This is a genomic window from Pseudoalteromonas sp. SCQQ13 (genome assembly GCF_015864415.1).
Lineage (GTDB): Bacteria > Pseudomonadota > Gammaproteobacteria > Enterobacterales > Alteromonadaceae > Pseudoalteromonas > Pseudoalteromonas nigrifaciens.
In genome coordinates, this window is the sequence record NZ_JADYXG010000008.1 from 131442 (window position 1) to 150286 (window position 18845).

Below are 18845 nucleotides of genomic sequence, written 5' to 3' on the forward strand. Positions count from 1 at the left end.
ATGGATATTACAACACTTGTTTTAATAGCAGCTGTTGTTGTGTTGATAGGTGTTTCAAAATCAGCGTTTGCAGGGGCACTAGGCGTGTTTGCCGTGCCGCTGCTAATGCTAAAATTGCCAGCAGCGCAAGCCATTGCACTGATGCTGCCACTATTAATTATTGGCGACATGTTAAGCGTAAGAAGTTACTGGCGAAAATGGGACAATCAACTACTTCTGCCCCTAATTCCTGGGGCAATAGTAGGTGTGCTCATTGCTTATTTAATTATAGACGTTATTAATGCAAAGCACTTACGCTTGATAATCGCCTTAATATGTATTGTTTTTTCAATTAAAAATATTTTCTTTAAAAAAAGCTCGCTTAAAATTCTCAGTAATAAAATTGGCGCGGGGATAATGTCCATGTTCTCCGGTATTACCAGCAGTTTAGTGCATGCGGGTGGGCCACCCATTATTATTTATTTCACAGCGATAGGGCTTACTCCGGGTAAGTTTGTTGCTACCGCGGCGATATTTTTCGCAATGATGAATGTAATAAAACTTATTGCAGCTTTATCGTTCGGCTTGTTAACGGGTGAGACAATTTTAACTGCACTGGCCTTTTTCCCACTGGCATTTGTAGGTAATTGGTTAGGGGTAAAAATTAATGAAGTACTGGATAAAGTGTTATTTTTAAAGATAATGAATTATTTATTGTTAGTGCTCGGTTTTTGGTTACTTTTAGGTAAGTAACTGTAAATAGATTAGTTTTTTAATTACTTAAATATTTGAACAACCACAGGAGATAATAATGTCAAACTTAAAAGATTTACAACAATTAGCACAGAAGCGTCGCTCTATCTATGCTCTAAGCGATCAGTTGCCAGTTTCTAACGAAGAAGTAGTTAAGCTTGTTGAGCACGCGGTTTTGCATACGCCATCAGCTTTTAACTCACAATCGGCACGTATCGTCGTTTTGTTTGGTGATGAGCATCACAAACTGTGGGACATTACTGAAGAAACGCTTAGAGTTATCGTTGGTGACGACGAAAAATTTCAAGGTACTAAAAATAAAATTGCAGGCTTTAGAGCCGGTGCAGGTACGGTATTGTTCTTCGAGGACAAAGCCGTAGTAAGAAACATGCAAGAAGCTGCACCTTTGTATGCTGACAAATTTCCAATTTGGGCACAACAAAGCAGCGCTATGCATCAGTATGCGATTTGGACAGCATTGGCTAGCTTAGACATTGGTGCCAACCTGCAACATTATAATCCAGTTATCGATCAAAAAGTTGCAGATGAGTGGAACATAGCTGCAGACTGGGAATTGAATGCACAAATGGTATTTGGCGCTATCGATCAGCCAGCAGGCGACAAGGAGTTTAAACCGGTTGAAGAACGTATGAAGGTATTTGGTTAATACACTTACTTTAATATAATTTAACCAATGAAACCGTTTAGATATATTTCTAGCGGTTTCATTTTTTATAAGTAACCAATTAATCTAACATTGATTTAAACAACAGCCAAAGCGTTTAACTTTAACATTTGTAATGTTAAAGCATGACTTACTTTTTTAGTGAATAAATCAGAATACCCGCCATAGCACCTAATACCTAGCACCTAGCAATAGCATTCAGTATAAAATGATAAGCACTACTTCGCTTTGTAACCTCTACTTAGCTTATATTTTTAAATTAGCAATTTATAGCTTCAATAATCAAACGCTTGGCAATATAGCTTTATCCTATAAAAACAATACCGTGGCTTTCATGGTTGCTTAGGTATAGTTAGTTTAAGTCATTGTTTTCATTCCTTATTAAATTAAATTTAGGTTTATTATATCTGTAAGAAAGCGCATCTACCCTGCATAGCTTTTCTGAGAGCTTTGTTAAATTTAATTAATATTAGTTCCTTAAATCATAAATTCCCCCTTTTTATTGTCTTGAAATAAGTTGAGCCATCAATTATGCCTGCTGCTTTTTAGTAACAAAGCAAAAAAGCTTTAAATTAAATTCACAGTGTTATTACCAATTTGTCTTTTTGGGTGCACTAGGTTGGGTAGGTGCGCAATAAATATAAGTCACTTAAAATCAAAGGCTTGCCTTCCGTGGTTGTTTTTTTGTCATATTAATAACTTTATTTTCAAATGAGGAGTATGTTTTAAACCTTACTTTGTTGTTGCTTGGTAAATTATATTGGTTGACAATTAAAGTGGTTGGTAATACGGTGTTTACATTCTCAAGGGTAATTCTTTACTAATGTAACGCTTTATCAATGTAGAGAAGAGCAGTTCTAAATTAAAATTAGATTGTTTATTAAGCTAAATTGTTCAGGTTGATTAAAATTGGATACTTAATTTGGTTATGACAACCAAAGCTTTTTGGTAAATAATTTTAATGAATTTAAATTTAAATAAAGTGTGCTTATCAGGTGTATAAATAATTCGACTATAAGTATACGTCACAATTATTGGGAGTTTTTTTATGTCAAAACCTACTATTGGTTTTATTGGCCTTGGCTTAATGGGCGGCAACATGGCCGAGAATTTACAAAACAAAGGCTACGATCTTATTGTTATGGATCTTAACAAAGAGGCGGTTGCAGCGTGTGTTTCTAGAGGCGCAAAAACAGCAAGCACAGCAAAAGAGCTTGCTGCAGGGTCAGACATTGTTATGTTTTGTCTTACAACATCTGCTGTTGTTGAAAAAATTGTTTACGCCGAAGATGGCATTTTAGCCGGTATTAAAGAAGGCGCAGTATTAGTTGATTTTGGTACATCTATTCCATCATCTACTAAAAAAATTGGTGCAGATTTAGCTGCTAAAGGCGCAGGTATGATTGACGCACCATTAGGTCGTACACCTGCACACGCTAAAGATGGTCTATTAAATATTATGGCTGCGGGCGATATTGATACATTTAATAAAGTTAAGCCAGTGTTAGAAGATCAAGGCGAAAACGTGTTTCACTTAGGTGAGCTAGGTGCAGGGCATACTACTAAGTTAATTAATAACTTTATGGGTATGACAACAGTATGTGCAATGTCACAAGCATTTGCAGTGGCTGATCGTGCTGGTGTAGACCGCCAACAACTTTTCGACATTATGTCTACAGGTCCATCAAACTCTCCATTTATGCAATTTTGTAAAAACTACGCCGTTGATAATGTAAGCGATCTTGGTTTTTCTATTGCTAATGCAAACAAAGATTTAGGTTACTTCCTGCAAATGGTTGAAGACTTAGGCACAGAGTCAAAAATTGCCGAAGGTTCTTCTGCTAACCTACAAGCTGCATTTGATGCGGGTATGGGACAGGGCAACGTACCAGAAATTTTTGATTACTTTAAGCAATTAAATAAGTAATACAAAATGGCGTTTAAATTAGCGTTTAAACGCCGCAACACACAATATTATCGATTGATTAGATTGACTGCTTTATACAAAAACCGTTGTTCAACATTCATAAAGCCTAAATTTAAATCACAATAAAAAAGAGTTAACTATGCGTCTAATGAATATAATAAAGCTTAGTCTAGTTCTCACTGGTTGCTTATCGACACAATTAGCTGCCAAAGATTATTTTGTAGAGAATAAACAAGCCTTTAATAGCATCTCAGCCGATTTAGTAGCAGGCGATAAAGTAATATTAAAAAATGGTACTTGGAATGATTTCGAAATTTTGTTTTCAGGCCAAGGAAGTAAAGCCGCCCCAATTTTATTAACCGCGGAAACTAAAGGCCAAGTAATTTTATCTGGTCAATCTAACCTTCGCCTTGCAGGTAAATACTTAGAGGTTTCAGGCTTAGTATTTAAAGATGGCTACACACCAAGCTCAGCGGTAATAGAATTTCGTCGAAATAAAAGTGAATTAGCCTACCATTCACGCGTAACTCAAATAGTGATCGATAATTATAGTAATCCAGATAAGCGCGAGTCAGATTACTGGGTTGCTTTATATGGACAACATAACCGCTTTGATCATAGCCATTTAGTGGGTAAACGAAACAAAGGGGTTACCGTTGCAGTTCGTTTAAACTCAGTGCAAAGCCAAAAAAATTACCACCGTATAGATAACAACTATTTTGGTTATCGTCCTACTTTTGGCTCAAACGGTGGTGAAACCCTACGAGTTGGCACCAGCCATCATTCATTAACTGATTCGCACACATTAGTAGAGAACAACTACTTTGACCGCACCAATGGTGAAGTAGAAACGGTTTCTATTAAAGCCGGTAAAAACATTGTTCGTAATAACGTATTTTACGAGTCGCGTGGCACATTAACACTGCGCCATGGTAACGGTAATATTGTAGAGGAAAACATTTTTATTGGTAATGGTGTTGACCACACAGGTGGCATTCGCGTTATTAATAAAGATCAAATTATTAGAAATAACTACCTACAAGGGTTAACCGGCTATCGTTTTGGTAGTGGTTTTACGGTTATGAACGGTGTGCCAAACTCATCTATTAATCGTTATCACCAAGTTGAAAACGCAACAATTGAAAACAATACATTTGTAAATGTTAGTCATATTCAACTTGCTGCAGGTAGCGATGCTGAGCGCAGTGCTACACCAAAAAATAGTGTAATGAACAATAATTTAATTATTAATCAAGACGCTAAGCAACCATTTTCGACATTTGATGATGTTAGCGGGTTAGTATTAAGTAACAATATAGCAAATACTAAAGTGCTCTCTGAGCTTGAATATGGTGTAAAACAGCAAAGTATTACACTTGAAAAAGCAAGTAACGGCTTACTTTACCCTTCATCTAAAAGTGTAAATGTGGGTGCAAAGCGCGACCTAAAAGTACTTAAAAAAGAAGACACCGGTGTTAGTTGGTATGCAAAAGTACCAGCAATAGTTGAGTTTGACTCAGGTAAAACGCATGTTGTTAAAGCCAGTGCTAGTGCGTTATTAAATGCTATTGATAATGCACAGTCGGGTGATGTGCTTGAACTTGCACCAGGGCAATATGATGTGTCTAAGCTTGTTGAAATTAATAAAACCTTGACCATTAAAGCGAAGCAAAGCGGTAAATCAAAACTTACCTTTCAACGCTCTACCTTATTTGAAATACACGATGGCGGTAACTTAAAACTAGAAGGGCTACTTATTTCTGGTGAATATGCACCAGATGCTATTGATAATAGCATTGTGCGTACGCAAAAGTGGGGCATGCTTGATAACTATCGCTTTGTAATGACCAATTCAAAATTAATTGCTTTAGATATTAACCATTCATTCCACTTTTTTGTTACCGGAAAAGGCGCCATGGCTGATGAAATTATTCTAACAGGTAATAGCTTTACAAATGTGACAGGGGATATTTTACGCTTAAATACTGAAATTGAAGATTTAGGTGTTTATAACGCTGAATACGTAACGGTTAATAACAATACCTTTAATGATGTAGAAGGCAGCCTAATTAAGCTTTATCGAGGTGGTACAGACGAAAGTACATTTGGCCCTCATTTAGAAGTGATTAATAACACGCTTAATAATGTTGGTTTTGGGGCGCGTAATAAAGCACAAGCAAGCATTTATGTGCATGGTGTTCAGGTAACAAATATTAAAGAAAATGAATTTGTTAAATCGGCCCCAATTGTTGTTGAGCATACGGTAGGGGAGCCAAAAACTGAGATTTCAAACAATACATTTAATGCCACAAAAACACCTAATGTTAAAGAGCTAATAGTTAATGGCCCTCACACAGCGGTGTTAAAAAATAATAACGTTTTAAATAATAAGGCAGATTAATATTATGTATTTATTAAAATGCCAAACACGTTTTAAAACAGTTGCTATAGCGGTATCTGCCTTGTTTTTATCATTGGGTGCGCATGCCGCGCACCCAAACTTGGTAATTACTACAGATGATGTTAAGCACATGCGCCAAGCAATTAGCAGTAATAGCAGTGGCAAGTTTGCCACTGCGTTTGAGCTGTTAAAAGCGCAAGTAGATGAGCAAATAGCACACCCTATTACAGTGCCTGTACCTAAAGATGGTGGTGGTGGTTATACACATGAACGCCATAAAAAAAATTACCAACTTATGTACAACGCAGGCATTATTTATCAGCTAAGCCAAGACGTTAAATACGCCAATTATGTGCGCGATATGCTACTTGATTACGCCAAATTATATCCAACATTGGATGTACACCCAAAGCGTAAGGTTGACTCTCAAAACCCTGGTAAGTTTTTTTGGCAAAGCCTTAACGAAGCAATGTGGCTTGTGTACACAATACAAGCATACGATCTCGTTTATGATTCGTTAAATGCTGCAAATATTAAAACAATAGAGAACGATTTATTACGCCCGGTTTCATTATTTACATCGGTAGGCCAACCATCAACATTTAATAAAGTACATAACCATGGTACGTGGGCAACTGCGGGTGTAGGTATGGCAGGCTATGTGCTGGGTGAGCCAGAGTGGGTAGAAAAATCGTTATACGATTTAGAAAAGTCGGGTAAAGGCGGCTTTATTAAGCAGTTAGAAATGCTGTTTTCGCCACAAGGTTACTACAACGAAGGTCCTTACTATCAACGCTTTGCACTACTGCCGTTTGTAACGTTTGCGAAGGCAATTGAAAACAACGAACCACAAAGAAAAATATTTGAATACCGCGATGGTATTTTATTAAAAGCGATTGATACCACTATTCAACTTAGCTACAACGGTTTGTTTTTCCCAATTAACGATGCAATAAAAAGCAAAGGTATAGATACCATTGAGCTGGTGCATGGTGTTACTACTGCTTATGGCTTAACAAACGACGCGGGTTATTTAGATATTGCTAAACAACAAGAGCAAATAATTCTCTCTGGCGATGGCTTAAAAGTAGCACAAGCACTCGATAGCGATATGGCAAAACCTTATTCGTTTAAATCGGTTGCTTTTGGTGATGGTAATGACGGTAAGCAAGGTGCTTTAGTGGTTATGCGTACCCAAGTAGGGGGCGATCAGGCTTTATTGTTTAAGCCAGCAGCACAAGGTTTAGGCCACGGTCATTTTGATAAGTTAACGTGGCAGTTTTATGACCACGGTAACGAAATTGTATCTGATTATGGCGCCGCTCGTTTTTTAAATGTAGAGGCCAAATACGGCGGGCGCTACTTACCTGAAAACGAAACCTATGCCAAGCATACGGTTGCACACAATACTGTTGTGGTTGACGAAACGACACACTTTAATGCCAATGTAGATGTGGGTAATAACAACCATCCTACACTAAACTTTTTTGAAACCAATGAGTTTGGCACAGTATCAAGTGGCGAAATAAGCACCGCGTATAAAGGTGTTGAACTTGAGCGCACCTTGGCATTAATTAATTTACCAGAGCTTAAAAGCAGCATTGCACTGGATGTATTTAATGTTACTGCCGATAACGCGCATCAATTTGATTTACCACTGCATTACAAAGGTCAGCTTATTGATACCAGCTTTGAATTAAAGGCCAGTACAACTCAGCTTGCTGCACTTGGGTCTAAAAATGGTTATCAGCACTTATGGCTAAAAGGGCAGGCACAACCACAAAGTGGCTTAGCTAAAGTAACTTGGCTTAACGATAACGGTCGTTTTTATACGCAAACCAGTTTGGTGAAGGGTGACGAGTCGTTTTTGTTTACTCAAATTGGTGCAAACGATCCGCAATTTAATTTACGCAATGAAAACGGTTTTATTCGCCGTGTAAACGCGCAAAAGCAGCATACGTTTATATCGGTATTAGAACCCCATGGTGAATACAACCCAAGTAAAGAATATACATTAGAAGCGGTTAGTCGAGTGTCGGCACTTAAATTTACCGAGCAAGATGACTTAGTACTTGTACAACTGAGTATTAAAGGTAAATCGTATTTAGTGGCTATAAATAAAGCTCAAAACGCAATAAAAAATACATTTAAATTTCAAAATAAAGTATTCACCTTAAATAGCCGACTGGGCGTTTATGCGATGAACAATAACCAGGAGTAAACAGGATGCAAAAGCAAAGTGCACACTTTTCATTTGGCAACGAAACTGAAATTGAAGACTTAGGTAATGGCTTAAAGCGTCAAATGCTGGGTTATAACGAAGAACTCATGGCCGTTAAAATTTGGTTCGAAAAAGGGGCTATTGGCTATAACCATGCGCATAGGCACTCCCAAGTTACTTATGTTGTTGAAGGTGAATTTCATTTTAATATTGATGGCGTGACTAAAATATTAAAGCCCGGTGATAGTTGTTTAATACCTCCTTTTGCTGATCATGGCGCAACCTGCCCAACGGGTGGTATTTTAATTGATACCTTTAGCCCAGCTCGTGAAGACTTTATTGAGGAATAATTATGCAACTTAAAGGCTTACGTTGGTGGGTTATCGCGCTAATTGCGCTTGCCACTATTATCAATTACATCGATCGCCAGGCACTGAGTGTACTTTGGCCAGACATAGTTGAGGATTTATTCCCGGATGAATCGGCGTTAGAGCGTAAACAAATATACGCTAATATCTCTATTGTGTTTGTGTTTTCTTATGCTTTTGGGCAAGCCATATTTGGTAAAATATTTGACTGGGTAGGCACACGACTCGGCTTTGTTTTATCAATTGGTGTTTGGTCGCTTGCAACAATTGCACATGCATTTGCCCAAGGTGTACTTAGTTTTAGCTTTTTCCGCGCTATTTTAGGTGTGGCCGAAGCAGGTAACTGGCCAGGTGCTGCTAAAGGTAACGCTGAATGGTTTCCGACTAAAGAACGTGCTTTAGCACAGGGTATTTTTAATTCTGGCGCGGCAATTGGCGGTATTATTGCCATCCCTTTAATTGCCTATTTAACAATTTACTTTAGCTGGCAAATGGTGTTTGTTGCTATTGGTGTTTTAGGTTTTCTTTGGTTAGTGCCGTGGTTAATTTTAGTTAAAGCGCCGCCTAGCTCTCACCCTTGGCTTACAGCACAAGAACGTGAGTACATTTTAACGGGCCAAAGACGTGTTGATGATAATGGCGATGTAACAGACGAAGAGGAAGAAGAATACAACCCTTCTACCGCAGAGCTGTTGTGTCGTAAGCAAAGTTGGGGCGTAATTATTGCCTCGGCAGCGATTGATCCTATTTGGTGGCTGTTTGTTTTTTGGATCCCTATTTATCTAAACGAAGTGTATGGCATGGATGTTAAATCTATTGGTATATACGGATGGGTGCCTTATGTTGGTGCTATGTTTGGTGCATGGTTTGGTGGCTTGTTAGCGCAAAACAGGCTCAAATCTGGTTGGAATACCGATAAAACACGTAAACTTACCATAACATTGGGCTGTTTAATTATGCTACCGGCACTGCTTGCAATGGCTAACCCAGGTGGCCCAGTAACAGCGGTACTTATTATGGCGGTTATTTTATTTGGTTTTCAAACAGCCATTGGTAACGTACAAACATTACCGAGTGACTTACTGGGTAAAAAGGCTGTGGGCACATTATCCGGTTTCTCTGGTATGGCAGCAAAGTTAGGTGCTGTAGGCCTTACATCTTTGGTTCCTATACTTACTGCCGATGGTAATTATGCGCCAGCATTTATTATTGGTGCCTCATTAGCAATTATTGCAATGGCTGCTGTTTGGATCCTTATTCCAAAAATAGAACCTCTTAAAAAGCCTCAATAATCTCGATACTAACTGCTATGCCACTGTGTTTTATAAAGCGCATAGCAGTTAACTACATAGGATAACTTCCAAAATGAAAAATATTTACTTTCTTGGTGAATGCATGGTCGAGCTTAGGGCTATGAGTGAGGCAACACTGCACCAATCATTTGCAGGTGATGTTTATAATTCTGCCGTTTATTTAAAGCGTAGCTTTGCGCAAATTTCGACCTCTGTTGTAACCGCTTTAGGCCAAGATAACTTAAGTAAAAAAATGCTTGAACGCTTTGAAAGCGAACAGTTAGACACTCAGTTTGTATTTGCTCACGATACCAAAGTACCGGGCATGTATTACATAGAAACGGATGAGCATGGCGAGCGTAGCTTTATTTATTGGCGCAGTGATGCTGCCGCTAAAAAGGTTGTTGATTTTTTAACTCCCGAGCTTGTTGAGCAACTTTCACAAGGTGATATGTTTTTCTTTTCGGGTATTTCACTCGCTGTAATAGAAGAAGGAGCGCGTGAGCGCTTTTGGCAAATTGTAACGCAGCTCAAAAATGCCGGAGTAAAAATAGTATTTGATCCCAATTACAGAGCGCGTTTATGGAAAAACACAGAGGAGACGAAAGCGCAGTATCATTTAGCGTTTTCTGTTGCAGACATTACCCTGCCAGGCGTTGAAGATTTAGCCACACTTTATAATGTGCATAGCGTAGATGCGGTTATTGAATACTTACAAAAATATAAAATTGAAGAAATTGTTGTTAAAAATGGTCCAGCATCAGTTGTGACAAAACACGACAATACGCTTCAAAGCCATACTATTATACCGGTTAAAAATGTTGTTGATACAACCTCCGCGGGTGATGCTTTTAACGGTGTATATTTAGGTGCGCGTTTATCGGGGCTAACTATTGAAAACGCAGTACAACTTGCTGCAAAAGCCGCCGGTGCAGTTATACAACAACCCGGGGCTATTGTGCCAAAAGATATATTTCAGTTAGCAATGGCTGAAGCCGGTATTTAACTAAATTTAAAGGCCGCATCAGTTCGGCCGCATTATCTTTAATAAAGGAACAAGGTTATGACTCGCTTTTCTGAACTTATGTCAGGGCAAACATTATTGCCTATAATTCAAGCCGACACACCAGAGCAAGGCGTTAAAATAGCTCAAGCTATGGCCAATGCTGGCCTTACTTTGGTTGAAGTAGTACTTAGAACTGATGCATCGTTAGATGCATTAAAAGCTATTAAAGAGCAGGTGCCAGCGCTTAAAGTAGGTGCTGGTACAGTAATAAATACTGACATTTTAGAGCAAGCACTTGCAGCGGGTGCCGACTTTATTGTTACGCCAGCAGTGTCTCCGCAATTATTAGCCGCGCTAACAAAATGCAATGTGCCGGTACTTCCTGGTGTGTCTAACACGGGTGACATTTTAATGGCGCTTGAGTACGGTTTTGAAGAGCAAAAATTATTCCCTGCATCGCTCGCTGGTGGTGCACCATTCGTATCGGCTGTATCGTCAGTATTTAGAGCCGCTAGCTTTTGTCCTACAGGTGGCGTAAGCGAGCAAAATAAAATGGATTACTTATCTTTAAATAATGTATTTGCTGTGGGTGGTACTTGGATCGCAAATAAAGAGTGGGTTGCACAAGAAAACTGGCAAGCAATTACTGACTCGTGTATTCAAGCATTAAAGTAGTAAGGAACAAACAATGAAAGATTTAGCCCCGGCAATATTGCCAGGTGTAGTAGTTGGCGACGATGTAAGAATTGTATACGAACATGCACGTGCTAATCAGTATGCTTTACCTGCGGTAAATGTTGTTAGTACAACGTCTATTAATGCAACGCTTGAAGCTGCAAAAAAAATGAACTCGCCTGTTATTATTCAGCTTTCTAATGGCGGCGCACAATTTTTTTGTGGTAAAAGTTTGGTATTACCTGAGCAACAATCTGCAGTACTTGGCGCAGTTAGTGCGGCTAAATATGTACATACAGTTGCTGCGCATTATGAAATACCCGTAATGCTACATACAGATCATGCTGCTAAAAAGTTACTACCTTGGATAGATGGTTTGCTCGATGCAGGTGAACAGCACTTTGAGTTAACGGGCAAACCACTTTTTAGCTCGCATATGATAGATTTATCTGAAGAACCTTTAGAAGAAAATATCGAGATATGTGCGCGTTATTTAGCGCGCATGAGCAAAATAGGGATGACGCTTGAAATTGAACTTGGTTGTACCGGTGGCGAAGAAGATGGTGTTGATAACTCTCACCTAGACAGTTCTGCACTGTATACGCAACCTGAAGATGTTGCTTACGCGTATGAGCGATTAAGCAAAATAAGCCCTAACTTTATTATTGCGGCGTCTTTTGGCAACGTTCATGGTGTTTATAAGCCGGGTAACGTGGTACTTACACCAACCATTTTAAAAGACTCACAAGCTTACGTATCAAATAAATTTAATTTACCCCCTAACTCAATTAACTTTGTATTTCATGGTGGTAGTGGCTCAGAGTACGACAAAATTGTTGAATCTTTAACCTATGGCGTAGTTAAAATGAATATTGATACCGACACCCAATGGGCGTGTTGGACCGGTATTTTAGATTATTACACTAGCAAGCAAGCGTACTTACAAGGCCAAATTGGTAACCCAGATGGGGACGATAAACCCAATAAAAAATACTATGATCCACGCGTATGGCTTCGCCATTCAGAGCAAAGTATGGTTGCAAGGCTTGTTCAGTGTTTTAACGATCTAAATTGTGTAAATAGGTATAGCGCATGAAAAGACTAAATACAGTATTAAAAGAAGATGGCGTACAAACCGACCTTATTTTACTTATTCGCACAATTTTAGCGACCAGCAAAGAAATTGCTTTTAGAGTAAGCCAAGGTGAATTAGCCGGTGTTTTGGGTTCAACCTTAAATGAAAACATTCAAGGTGAAGTGCAAAAAAAGCTTGATGTAATAGCCAATCAACTACTTAAAGATATTTTGCTAGAGGACAGCTCAGTTAGAACTGTCGCGTCAGAAGAAGAAGATCACGCAGTCGGAGCCAACCCAGAGGGTAAGTTTATAGTGGCATTTGACCCACTTGACGGCTCTTCTAACATAGATGTAAATGGCCAAATAGGCACTATTTTTACTATTTATTTAGCCCGAGATGATGTGCCCTATGATAGCGATGAGCAATTTAACCAATTGGGTGCAAACCAAGTTTGCGCGGGCTATGTGCTTTACGGCCCCTCGTCATTACTTGTAATGAGTACTGGCGGCCCTACACGGTGTTATACATTAGACTCTACACACGGCGGTTACTTATTAACAAATAATCAGCTTAGTGTGCCAGAGCAAAGCAGTGAGTTTGCCGTAAATATGGCTAACTATCGTTATTGGGATGAGCCTACACAGGTATATTTTGATAAGTTGCTGTATACATGTAAAAGCTTTGATAAAAGCTCAGTGCGTTGGAACGCTGCTATGGTGGGAGATGTACATCGTATTTTATGCCGTGGTGGGTTATTTTTATATCCACAAGATAACCGCGCTGGTAATGAAAATGGAAAAATAAGACTCCTCTATGAAGCAAACCCATTAGCCTTATTAGTAGAAAATGCCGGCGGTAAAGCCACTTCAAAAGGGGCCCGAATATTAGATATAGCCCCGACTAACTTGCACCAGCGAGTGCCTGTTGTTTTAGGCTCTATAGCGCCAGCTGAATATTTTAATAGCACTGTTTATAACAGTAATGCTAAATATTAGTGTATATAAAACGTGTAGCGATGTGTTAAGGCCAATACACGCTATTTGCTTGCTCTTTTGTGCGTTACCCACATAGATGTAGGTAGCGCGCCTTACCCCAAGTTTACTTGAGTCGACTTACTCGGCTCTTGCATGGGTGTAAGGCTAAAATAACGCATAAGCAGTTATCGAGCCCATTAGAGGGTAAACTCGCGTTAATTTTATTTTTTGCTCCTCCTTATTACTCCTTAATTACTCATACCTTAATAAATCACACTTAAAAGCCTTACTTAAATTAATAGCCTCAAGTAAATACCGATACAGGGCAATAAATTGGTAATAACAAGAGGCCCTTGCTGGTAAGTTGTTTGTGGGCGTTTTAAGCTTGTTTCGTTATTCTTTTGTGAATTAATTGTTCTTTTTTTGATTGTTTTTAGTGGCAAAAGTTATTTTATTATGGTTATATGACCAAGCTGGTTAACAGCGTAGGGTTTTATTTATACGAATTGGTAATGTATAGGTTTTTATTTGGTAATGTAAGTGGGTTTGTAGCGTGAAAAATTGATTTACAAATTTTTAGCGTTAAAGAAAAAACCACACCTAATAATAAACGCAGTAATAAAAGTCCTTTAACAAAAAATAGCTGCCTTAGTTCATTTACACAAATAAACGGCTAGCAACACACTTCACACACAACTAGAAAGGAGAATTTGTAATGGCGTTGAACAAAAAACATATAAATAATGTTGAAGCGTACAAACAAGTTCGTAATCGATTTAAACTTAGCCCAGTAGCTAAATTAATTAAAAACAGCGTTATTACAGGTGTATTAGGCTCATTTGTATTTTCCGCAAATGGACAGGAAGCCGTTGAAAATACTCAAGCAAAAGAAGACGTTGAAGTTATTAGTGTTACAGGTACTCGTAGAACTATACAAGACCAAATAGCAATTAAACGCGAATCAACTACTGTGGTCGATGGCCTTTCATCAGAAGACATTGGTGATTTACCGGCGTTATCTATCGGTGAAGCACTTGAATCTATTACTGGAGCTGCCTCTCATCGTGAAAATGGCGGTGCAACAGAAATAACTATTCGTGGTCTTGGCCCTTTCTTAAGTGCAACACATATTAATGGCCGTGAAGCGACTAATGGTAGTGGTGATCGCTCAGTTAACTTTTCACAGTTTCCATCTGAGCTGGTAAAAAAAGTAGCCATATATAAAACCCAAGACGCATCAATGATAGAAGGTGGGGTAGCAGGTGTAATTGCACTTGAAACCATTACTCCGCTCGATTTTGGTAAGCAAAGTATATCTGGCGAAGTTAAATTAAATTACAACCCAGATGAAGGTAACGTAGATAACTCACTACAAAGTGATATGGGCTATCGCGGTACGTTTAGTTATGTAGATCAGTTTGAATTTGACAATGGCCAAGCCGTTGGTGTGTCGTTTGGTGTGCAGCGCCAAGATATTAGCCAACCAGAAGCTGAATATAGAAGCTCTAGCCCATCGGGTTCATCATTATGGGCTTGTATAAACGATCCTAACAATACCAATGAGGGATTTTATCGCAGTAAAGCAGACGACTGTGAAGACCAAGTAGCGGGCGATAAATTAAAAAATCAAGGTTATCAAACCAAAATAGACTCGCAAACAGGTAAAGCAGAAAGTGACGGTACTCCATATGCTTGGACTGGCAGTAGCCGCAGCTTTCGTCAAAACGAAACGTCTGATGAGCGTGATGCGGTGTTTTTTGCATTACAGTACCAGCCATCGGCTGCGTGGGATATTAACATTGATACGCAAATATCAGATAGAACACAACAAGAAGCGCGTCACGATCTAATCTTTTTACAAAAACGTGCTACACCAGGTATAACAGGCCCTACATTGGTTACCAATGATGTAGGTGGTATTTTGCATTGGGAAGGTGAAGAGCGCATAGAGTCGGCGGGTGAGCAATTTTCTCGTGAAGAAAACTACCAAGGCTACGGCATAAACATTGAACATACTGTTACCGATAGATTAACAGTTGACTTAGATTTAGCCTATTCAAAAACTGAACGAGAAGAGCTGCAAATATCTAACCGCGGTAGGACTTCAAGCCAAAAATTCTTTACCTGGGATATGGGCACAGAAATACCTCACTTTACGTTAACAGACTTTGATGTTACCGATATTTCAAACTTTACAGATAGCTTAAGAACACGGTTAGATCGTGAAAACGTTCGTGAGAACGAAGTTATGTCAGCTCGACTAGATTTTGATTACTTACTCGAGGGTAATGTTTTTACTAGTATTAAGGGCGGCATTAGAACATCAGAATTGAGCTTTGTGCAATTTGGTGGCAGCCAAGGTAATGGTTCAAGAAACGAATTTACGTTAGATTCAGGCACTGATGCGCTTAATGTGCTACAAGGATGTCAAATCGACTTCCCTGAATCAGGTTTTTTATCAGGCGTATCTGATGGCAATATTGTAACCAATATAGATGCTGATGGTAATGCAATAGGCACTGGTACAGGCTCATCATGGGCAACCTACGATAACGTTTGTTTTTCTCAAGCAGTTGCCGGCTCTAACGTAGACGGGCAGTTTGCTTACCCCGATGTTGAGTACGAAAATACAGGTACAATAGATGTAACCGAAAAAACAACATCAGTATATTTAATGGCTAATTATGATACTGAAATGTTTGGTAAGTTTATTCGCGGTAACTTTGGTCTTCGTATTGTAGATACAGAAGTTACGTCGATTGGTTTTAGAAATAGCTTTGATATAGTAACTAGTGACACAGGTGTGCTTTCTCTTGTTGAATCAAGTTCAGGCTCATTAGATAGAATACAAAGTGGTGGTGATTACACTAAATACTTACCAAGCTTTAACTTAGTTATTGATTACAGTGAAGATATTTTACTTCGCGCGGGTATATACCGTGGTATGTCGCGTGCTGATCCATCAAATTTAGGTTACAGCCGTACATTTGAAGAAGATAAAGAAGGTACTGCAACATCAATTAGTGATTTACTAGTAGGCGTAAATGGTTCTGGTAACCCAAATACTCAACCACTTATGTCGTGGAACTACGATGCCGCTTTTGAATGGTACCCAAATGAAGACTCAATTTTTGCGTTAAGCCTTTACTACAAACAGTTCCAAGGCGGTTTTCAACAGCAAACAGTTATTGAAGACTTTATTGTGGGCGGTGAAACAGTATCTTTACCCATTACTAACTCTGTTACCTCTGACGAAGATAGCGAAATATTAGGCCTTGAAGCCTCATTTTCATATCGCTGGGATAACGGAATTGGTATGAAGTTTGGTTATAACTTTGCCGACACTGATTTTGAGTTCCAAGATAGTTTATACGGCGACACGTATGAAACTGATGTAGATGGAAATTCAACTCAACTGCAAGCAGGTATTATTCCACCAGCTTCAGTACCTGGCTTTTCAAAGCATGTATTTAGTAGCCAGTTGTACTACCAAATTGGTGGATTTGATACCGCGGTTATTTACAAATACCGTAGCGAATACTTCCAACCTTACACATCTAATGGTACTCGCTTACGTTATGTAGACGGGGTAGGGGTGTGGGAAATGCGCGCATCTTATAAAATTAATGAGCACATTAGAATTAAAGCAGAGGCAATTAACTTATTTAGTGCACCTAAATCACAAGACTTCTTTGTTGAGGGGAACTTAGGTGAAGTGAACGACTACGGCCCACGCTTATTCTTGGGTATGAGCTTTAAGTTCTAAATTAAAGCAACTAACACAAAAAAGGCTCTAATTTAGAGCCTTTTTTATTTGGTGAACACACTAATTTAGTGGGTTAAATGGGTAATAGAATACAATCCACGGGTTTCATCTGTTTTACGCTTTATCTCTTCAAGCGCTTTAGCTTCACTCGCTGCAAATAATGCGTTAATTAATCGGTTAAAGTGGTTATGCATTGCTTTTCTTGCTGCTGATGAGTCATGCGATGCAATTGCTTCGTATATAGCAGTGTGTTCTTGTATTCGTTGCTCGTTACTTTGCGAACAAACATCTTCATGAGCCGAGATAATTTCAGGTTCGGTTAATCTCAACTTCCAAAGATTATTAATTGTTAAAACAATAGCGTTATTACGGGTTGATTGCGCGATAATTTCATGAAAACGTTGATCGGCTGCATTCGCAGTTTCGGCAATGCGCATGTCATCAAGTGTTTGTTTTAACAACGCTAACTCTTCACTTTGTATCGTTGCGGCAGACAGTGCTGCAGCCTCTGCTTCAACCAAAGCACGGGCTTGAGTTAGCTCAAATGCACTTATTGGTTTAGCGAAGCTTTCTGACTTTTTAGTGTCAGTAACAAAAACACCAGAACCCGTTTTTACTTCAACGCGCTCTCTGACTTCAAGTGCAATAATTGCCTCGCGTATAGTTGGGCGGCTTACTTGGTGAATTTCGGCTAACTCACGCTCTGCTGGTAACCGTGTACCCACAGGGTAAATGCCTTGATCTATCGCGGTTTCTAATTTTTCAACAATTGTCCAAAAACGTCTGCGCCTTTTCATTTTCATATCCTCTGATTTAAATTGTTGTAAATTCATAATGTTGCCACAATAGAAAATTAATAAGGCTACTTTACGCCTACTTTGTAATCGTAAGTTAATTGGTAATTTTATAATACTAATTGGTAAGATAACTCCCTTCAAGAAGCTTGTCAAATTGGCTTCACTTTTCATGTAAGGTATTGATATACATTTCTCTATTGATAAATACCTAGCGTATTATTGCAAACAAAAACGCATTTATTAATCAATCTTATTTACAAATAAATCTAAGGCATAATGCTGTGGTTTGAGGTAGCCTATTCAACATTTTAAAAGTGCATTTATAAGCAATTAAAAATTTGGCGATTAAATACATGGCGTATTTAAATACATAAGTTAAATATATCAATAAAAGGAGTTTAGTATGAAAAGTTATAAAGCGTTCCCGCTTGAAGTTAAAAATGACATAACAGAGTCAATTAAAAGTCAGTTTGGTGATACTTTTTCAAATGATTTAATTTTAACCTTTATTCGGGTAATGAAAGAGTCAACATTTGTTGAAGTTGACTTTACAGATTTATTAGCATTTTTAGCCGAGTGTAAACATGGTTTTAAAACCTTTTCTAATCAAGATACGTTAACTGAATTTGTTAAATCAAATCAGTACACACCAAAGGCTTTATTTGGGCATAAAAAGTTGCTTGAAAACTCCGAGACTAATTTTATGGATGCTTTTTCTGATAGTGTAAATAAGCTTAAACAGCTTGTAGCAGATGATGGTTTTTTATATGTGTCGGCTGGCTTTAATCAAGACTTAAGCGAGCAGCAAAACGGTTTTGAGTTTTTTATGATTAGCTGTCATGAATAGAGAAGGTTAATTATGTAGTGGAACTGGTATAAGGGAGAATATACAAGTGCATTATTTAAATGGGTTATATAAATTA

At 38.5% G+C, this 18845-nt stretch carries 14 protein-coding genes; 13 read left to right on the top strand and 1 reads right to left on the bottom strand.

The window, feature by feature from the left end:
• From I6F41_RS08550 to I6F41_RS08605, 12 genes are all read left to right on the top strand, one after another.
• Window positions 1-732 (top strand): sulfite exporter TauE/SafE family protein, encoded by a 732-nt coding sequence (locus I6F41_RS08550; protein WP_011328428.1) that lies wholly within the window; start codon window positions 1-3, stop codon window positions 730-732.
• A gap of 58 nt (window positions 733-790) precedes the next feature.
• Window positions 791-1399, top strand: a complete 609-nt coding sequence (locus I6F41_RS08555; protein ID WP_011328427.1) for a nitroreductase family protein — start codon at window positions 791-793, stop codon at window positions 1397-1399.
• A 1066-nt stretch (window positions 1400-2465) separates the two neighbouring features.
• Complete coding sequence (locus I6F41_RS08560; RefSeq protein ID WP_182683406.1) at window positions 2466-3344, top strand: NAD(P)-dependent oxidoreductase; 879 nt, start codon at window positions 2466-2468, stop codon at window positions 3342-3344.
• A 139-nt stretch (window positions 3345-3483) separates the two neighbouring features.
• Window positions 3484-5745, top strand: a complete 2262-nt coding sequence (locus tag I6F41_RS08565; RefSeq protein WP_197108156.1) for a chondroitinase-B domain-containing protein — start codon at window positions 3484-3486, stop codon at window positions 5743-5745.
• A gap of 4 nt (window positions 5746-5749) precedes the next feature.
• On the top strand, window positions 5750-7966 hold the full coding sequence (locus I6F41_RS08570; protein ID WP_197108157.1) for a heparinase II/III domain-containing protein: 2217 nt from the start codon (window positions 5750-5752) through the stop codon (window positions 7964-7966).
• Window positions 7967-7971: 5 nt separating this feature from the next.
• On the top strand, window positions 7972-8316 hold the full coding sequence (locus I6F41_RS08575) for a cupin domain-containing protein (protein WP_011328423.1): 345 nt from the start codon (window positions 7972-7974) through the stop codon (window positions 8314-8316).
• Between the two features lie 2 nt (window positions 8317-8318).
• Complete coding sequence (locus I6F41_RS08580; RefSeq protein WP_011328422.1) at window positions 8319-9626, top strand: MFS transporter; 1308 nt, start codon at window positions 8319-8321, stop codon at window positions 9624-9626.
• Window positions 9627-9699: 73 nt separating this feature from the next.
• Window positions 9700-10632, top strand: a complete 933-nt coding sequence (locus I6F41_RS08585; protein WP_197108159.1) for a sugar kinase — start codon at window positions 9700-9702, stop codon at window positions 10630-10632.
• Between the two features lie 57 nt (window positions 10633-10689).
• Window positions 10690-11307 carry a bifunctional 4-hydroxy-2-oxoglutarate aldolase/2-dehydro-3-deoxy-phosphogluconate aldolase gene (gene eda / locus I6F41_RS08590; RefSeq protein WP_011328420.1) on the top strand — a complete coding sequence of 206 codons (618 nt, stop codon included), beginning with the start codon at window positions 10690-10692 and terminating at the stop codon, window positions 11305-11307.
• Window positions 11308-11320: 13 nt separating this feature from the next.
• Window positions 11321-12403: a class II fructose-bisphosphate aldolase gene (fbaA, locus tag I6F41_RS08595; protein ID WP_011328419.1), complete on the top strand. Its 1083-nt coding sequence runs from the start codon at window positions 11321-11323 to the stop codon at window positions 12401-12403.
• On the top strand, window positions 12400-13380 hold the full coding sequence (locus I6F41_RS08600) for a class 1 fructose-bisphosphatase (RefSeq protein WP_197108161.1): 981 nt from the start codon (window positions 12400-12402) through the stop codon (window positions 13378-13380). Before fbaA ends, I6F41_RS08600 begins: the two co-directional genes overlap by 4 nt.
• A gap of 694 nt (window positions 13381-14074) precedes the next feature.
• Entirely contained in the window at window positions 14075-17125 is a 3051-nt protein-coding gene (locus I6F41_RS08605) for a TonB-dependent receptor (protein ID WP_197108163.1), read from the top strand.
• 65 nt (window positions 17126-17190) lie between these two features.
• Here I6F41_RS08605 and I6F41_RS08610 read toward each other — a convergent pair whose 3' ends face one another.
• Window positions 17191-17922, bottom strand: coding sequence for a FadR/GntR family transcriptional regulator (locus I6F41_RS08610; protein WP_041454459.1), 732 nt, complete (start codon window positions 17920-17922; stop codon window positions 17191-17193).
• A 403-nt stretch (window positions 17923-18325) separates the two neighbouring features.
• Here I6F41_RS08610 and I6F41_RS08615 point away from each other — a divergent pair, with 403 nt between their 5' ends.
• Window positions 18326-18769: a hypothetical protein gene (locus tag I6F41_RS08615; protein ID WP_197108165.1), complete on the top strand. Its 444-nt coding sequence runs from the start codon at window positions 18326-18328 to the stop codon at window positions 18767-18769.
• Window positions 18770-18845 lie beyond the last annotated feature (76 nt).